This is a genomic window from Patescibacteria group bacterium, from assembly GCA_027858235.1.
Lineage (GTDB): Bacteria > Patescibacteriota > Patescibacteriia > Patescibacteriales > BM507 > BM507.
The window spans coordinates 1-5,132 of record JAQIDC010000020.1 but is presented as its reverse complement, the minus strand read 5'-3'; the positions used below and the strand labels follow the sequence as shown (position 1 = coordinate 5,132).

General features: G+C 34.0%; 6 protein-coding genes. All 6 read right to left on the bottom strand.

Features of this window, described 5'->3' with window-relative positions; translation table 11 throughout:
• Positions 1-257: 257 nt before the first annotated feature.
• The 6 genes from PF572_01330 to gap are packed head-to-tail and all read right to left on the bottom strand — an operon-like array spanning position 258 to position 5,071.
• Positions 258-788 carry a hypothetical protein gene (locus PF572_01330; GenBank protein ID MDA3839707.1) on the bottom strand — a complete coding sequence of 177 codons (531 nt, stop codon included), beginning with the start codon at positions 786-788 and terminating at the stop codon, positions 258-260.
• A gap of 1 nt (position 789) precedes the next feature.
• On the bottom strand, positions 790-1,053 hold the full coding sequence (locus PF572_01325; GenBank protein ID MDA3839706.1) for a hypothetical protein: 264 nt from the start codon (positions 1,051-1,053) through the stop codon (positions 790-792).
• 4 nt (positions 1,054-1,057) lie between these two features.
• A complete protein-coding gene (locus tag PF572_01320) occupies positions 1,058-2,761 on the bottom strand; it encodes a [FeFe] hydrogenase, group A (GenBank protein MDA3839705.1) in 1,704 nt (567 codons plus the stop codon).
• Between the two features lie 15 nt (positions 2,762-2,776).
• On the bottom strand, positions 2,777-2,983 hold the full coding sequence (locus PF572_01315; protein MDA3839704.1) for a hypothetical protein: 207 nt from the start codon (positions 2,981-2,983) through the stop codon (positions 2,777-2,779).
• A 9-nt stretch (positions 2,984-2,992) separates the two neighbouring features.
• Complete coding sequence (locus PF572_01310) at positions 2,993-4,015, bottom strand: hypothetical protein (protein MDA3839703.1); 1,023 nt, start codon at positions 4,013-4,015, stop codon at positions 2,993-2,995.
• A gap of 45 nt (positions 4,016-4,060) precedes the next feature.
• Positions 4,061-5,071, bottom strand: a complete 1,011-nt coding sequence (gene gap, locus PF572_01305) for a type I glyceraldehyde-3-phosphate dehydrogenase (GenBank protein ID MDA3839702.1) — start codon at positions 5,069-5,071, stop codon at positions 4,061-4,063.
• Positions 5,072-5,132 lie beyond the last annotated feature (61 nt).

Sequence of the window (5,132 nt, the reverse complement as noted above, 5' to 3'; positions counted from 1 at the left end):
AGCGGTAGCGAGTAGCAGGAAATTGGCGTATGGCAGATGCTGGTAAGCGCACCACATTATACAAAATTTGATGGGGCCTGCGAGCGGTAGCGAGTGGTCACAGCAAATTTTGTATAACTAGTTATTATACGAACTTGTGTATTGATAATTGCAGAATTTGGTATCTTGTACGAAATAATTTATTTATCTTTTACTCTTTATACCAATTAACCCTCATAAAATGTGAATCACAACCATACACTAATCGTAAGTTCTAATTACTTTTTCAGCCATTTCAAAATCGCAAAGGCAATTACTCCACCAAGAAGTGCTGTATAAAATTGAGGCCAAGAAAGAATTTGGGCTACTTTTACAGCTAATTCACTTTTTATGAGAAGTTTTGATATTACGCTTACGCTCAAAAATAGGAAGGTAAATTTAACAAGGGAAGCGATTAGGATTGCTGACCAATAAGAAACTTTTTCATTTTTTATTGCATTAACAGTAAAATCAATAACTAAAACAAAAATAATATTACTAATCATTATAAATGGAATCATTGGTGCTAGAATTGCTGGTAATAGTCCAACAGAGAGAGCAACAACGCTTGGAACGAGAGCTACAAAAACAGCCGACCTAATTCCCACCAAAAAAAGACTCAGAATAAGTAGTGCATTAACGATTGGACCCGTTAGCCATTGAATATGGACATAAAAAGGAATCATTATGGCAAGACCAGAAATTAGTAAGAATTTTGTTAAAGTTTCGACTTGAACCCTTGAGAGAGTTCCTATTTTTTCATTTGTCATATTATTCTGTAAGAATTGATGACTTGGCAACGATGCCATAGAGTTCATCAATTTCTTTCGTTAATTTTGAAATTTCTCCTGCAGTTGCCTCAACCGCAATTGTAATAAAACCCGTACAATGTTCAACACAAGATTTTTGAACATTCACTCCTAGACGAGCCATGATAATGTGACCATTTATAGTCAAGAGTTCATTGACATCTTTAGCGTGACTTTGTCTATCCTTGATAAGAATAGAAATTGTTCCTAGATGAATTTTGTTCATACGTTTAATCTAAATTTTTAAAATATTTAGTATGTAGTGTTTTGTGTGTAAGTTTGTTGTCTTCTAGCCATTCTACTATTTCCTTAGCCGATTCATTTTGAGCTGATACTCTTATTTTGCTGTTTGTATCATCCCTATATAAACCTGCTATTCTTTTTTTGACTATTTCTTTGCTGGTAGGAATAGGTTGCCCTCCCCCGCCGATACATCCTCCCGGGCAAGTCATAACTTCAATATAATCAAATTCGTTTAATCTAGGAATGAGTTCTTTAATATGTTTTATTCCATTTACAACACCAATTCTCAAATCTTTTCCGGCTATAGTGACAACTGTTTCCTTCACATCTTCTAAGCCACGAACACCATTAAATTCTAATCTTTTTTTAGTTAATTTGGCCTTGGGTCCTTCCAAGACATACTGAGCTGTTCTTAGGGCAGATTCCATAACACCTCCAGAACCTCCAAATATTACACCGGCTCCAGTATAATCACCCAAAGGATTATCGGCTTTTGACTCTTTTAGATTTGCAAAATTAATATTGTTTTTCTTTATCATAAAAGATAGCTCCCTGGTAGTTAAAACATAGTCAACAGGTAGAATATTATTAATAGCCATTTCCTCTCGAGATGCTTCATATTTTTTAGCAGTACAAGGCATTATTGAAACAACGACAATATTCTTTGGATCAACATTCATCTTTTTTGCCCAATATGTTTTAATAACACCACCTCCATGAATTTGCGGAGATCTTGAAGTTGTTAAATTAGGAATAAGTTCTGGATTGTAATATTCAACATAATTAACCCAGCCCGGACAACAAGAGGTCATCATGGGCATAACTCCCTTCTTTTCAATTCTTTCAAGTAATTCCCCAGCTTCAACCAATGTTGTAATATCTGCCGCAAAAGAAACATCAAAGACATAATCAAATCCAAGTTCCCTCAATGATGAAACTAATTTTTCGGTAACTATTTCTCCATGATCAAATCCAAAGTCTTCACCGATGCTAACTCTAATTGAAGGAGCAAATTGAACAACTACAATTTTTTTATCATTTTTCATTTCCCTTTCTACGTCTTGCCAATTAGGCTGTTCTTGAGCGGCAGAAACAGGACAATGCAGGGCACATTGACCACAAAGAATACAATGTTTTCGAACGTCAGCCGTGGGAACAACTTCTTGATTGCGCCCCTTTCCTTTTATTTCCAAATAATCAATTCCTTGAAGAACAGAACAAGCGTCGACACAGTTTCTACAATCAATACATTGGCTAGAATCAAGCTCTACAGCGTTTTTAAACCTATATACTGGTCTCTTACCCTTTCTGTCAGAAAAAGTATTTATAAGTAAATTATAGTCCTTGGCGTATTTCAAAAGCTTACATTCAAAACGCCAAATACAAGTAGCACATTTTTCAATGTGTTCAGCAAAAATCATTTCCAAATTAAGACCACGAGATTTTTCAACTCTATCAGAATTGGTTTGAATCTCCATTCCTGGCTTAGCTTTTGCGGAGCAAGAGGTGGAGAGACCGTGTTCTCCTTTTATTTCCACAACACAGACGCGACAATTCTCTTTTACAGAAAAGTCAGGATGATCACAAAGCGTTGGTATTTGAATTCCATTTCGAGTGGCAACACTTAAAACAGTCTCACCTTCATTGAAATCGTATTCCTTGTTGTTAATTTTTATTTTATTATTTAACATTTAAAAATATTAAAATTATTTTTTTACATTATTATCATTACCTTTATTTCCAAGAATAGCTATAATTCCAAAAGCAAATGCTACTACTATTATTACTAAAATAGACCTAATAATTGATTCAATAGATTCAGAATAATTAATTACCTTGGTTATTATTAAGACAGCAAAAATTGTTAATGCTACAACTATTGCCATCATTGTAAACTTGATTAAATTTGTCATAAATTTATTTTAAATATTATTTTCTACAAATATTGAACTAAATTCTTGGTTATCCTTTAAAACGTTCTTAAAATATGAAATGATTGGCACTGGGACAGAAATACCAAGCGCACAAAAAGAGGTCTCTGGTAAATCTTCAAGAATAGCAAAAAACATATGCCAATTAGGTTTATTTTGATTTATTATTTCATGAAGCCTATATGTTCCTTCACGGCAAGGAGTGCATTGTCCGCATGATTCGTTCATAAAAAAATTAAGCCAATTTCTTATAACATCAATTGGTTTATGTTTTTCGATTGAATAGACCGTAATAGAACCAGATCCGCCCACTTCCCTATCGAGTTGATTGGAATTTAGAACTTCCCCAGAAGCACCTCCACCAACCTGAACAAAAAAATCAAATTTTGGATAATTTTTTGATTCGACCAATATATCACCTATAGTTTGATCGTTAGAGAATTCATAAACTCCTGGCCAAACACAATCTCCAGCGACAGTATAAAAACGATTTTTATTATAAGCATCTGAATTAATTAAACTTACATCGTAAAAAGTTTCGACATTGTTTATAAGAGTTGGCGCACCCCAAAGACCAGAATCACTCGGATAAGGTGGTTTTCTGTTTGGTTCAATACGAGACCCTTCGATTGCATTTATAAGAGATGATTCTTCCCCGGCAATATAACCGCCAACATGAGGCTTTTTAAATAATTCTATTTTAGTATCAACAATTAATCCAAGAAGTTTGGTACTATATTTTTTGTAATAAGCTTCATTAATAAAAATATAAGCTTTATCAGCTTTTATTTCTTTAACAGCAAGATTTATTCCATCGATTAATTTTTCTGGAAAATGTTCTAAAATATACCCATCCTTTTTAACATCCGGTTCGCCTTCAGAACAATTACAAACAATATATTTCTTATCAGCTTTGGCATTTTTAACAGCTTGCCACTTCGAAAAAGTCGGAAAACAAGCTCCTCCTTTTCCGACAAGTTCCGCTTTTTTTATTTTATCTAAAAGTTTTGCCATTAAACCATTAAAATCGGAGGAGTTGAACTACTCCGATTTGCAATCTTAAACAAGTTTTTTCTTAATAATAAATTCCATTAAATCAACCATTCTATTTGAATAACCCCATTCATTGTCATACCAAACAATTAGTTTTAGAAGGTTGTCTCCGGAAACTTTAGTTGATTCAGAATCAAAGATAGCGCTTGATGGATTGCCAACAATATCGGAAGAAACCAAAGCTTCATCGCTATATTCAATAATGTCTCTATATTTTGCAAGTTTTGAAGCACGCTTCATAGTTTTATTAACACTTTCAACCGTTACCTTTTTGTTTGTTAAAAATGTAATATCGCAAAGTGAGCCAACTGGGGTGGGAACTCTCACCGCCATTCCATCAAACCTCCCTTTTAACTGAGGAATAGCCTTGGTCGTTGCAATAGCAGCCCCTGTTGTTGTTGGGACGATATTGACAGCGGCCGCTCTTGCTCTTCTTAAATCCTTGTGAGGGCCATCTACAATATTTTGATCAGCTGTGTATGAATGAATAGTTGTCATTAAAGCATTTTTGATACCGAAATTTTGTCTAATGACATCCGTAACTGGAGCAAGACAATTTGTTGTGCAAGAAGCATTTGAAACTATATTGTCAGTTTTTTTAATTGTATCTTCATTAACACCCATTACAAAAGTTTTTACTTTGTCATCTTTTGCAGGAGCCGAAATAATAACCTTTTTTGCACCCGCTGTCAGATGAGCACCTGCTGTTTCTTTTGTCCGGAAAAGGCCTGTACATTCAAGAACTATTTCAACTTTTTTTTCTTTCCAAGGTAGGTCTGCTGGGTTTCTTTGCGCAAAAACTGGGATTTTTTTACCGCCCACAATTAGAGTGTCCTTAGTATAAGAAACTTCTTTGACGTATTTACCATAAGAACTATCATATTGAAGTAAATGAGCAAGCGTTTTTGTGTCAGTTAGGTCGTTAATAGCAACAACATTGACATTAACTTTATTCTCGATAATTGATTTCAAAACTGCTCGGCCAATTCTACCGAAACCATTAATTGCGATATTCATTGTTTATTTATATTAAAAAATTATACTAATATTATAGCATAATTTTTTATTTGAGAGAATA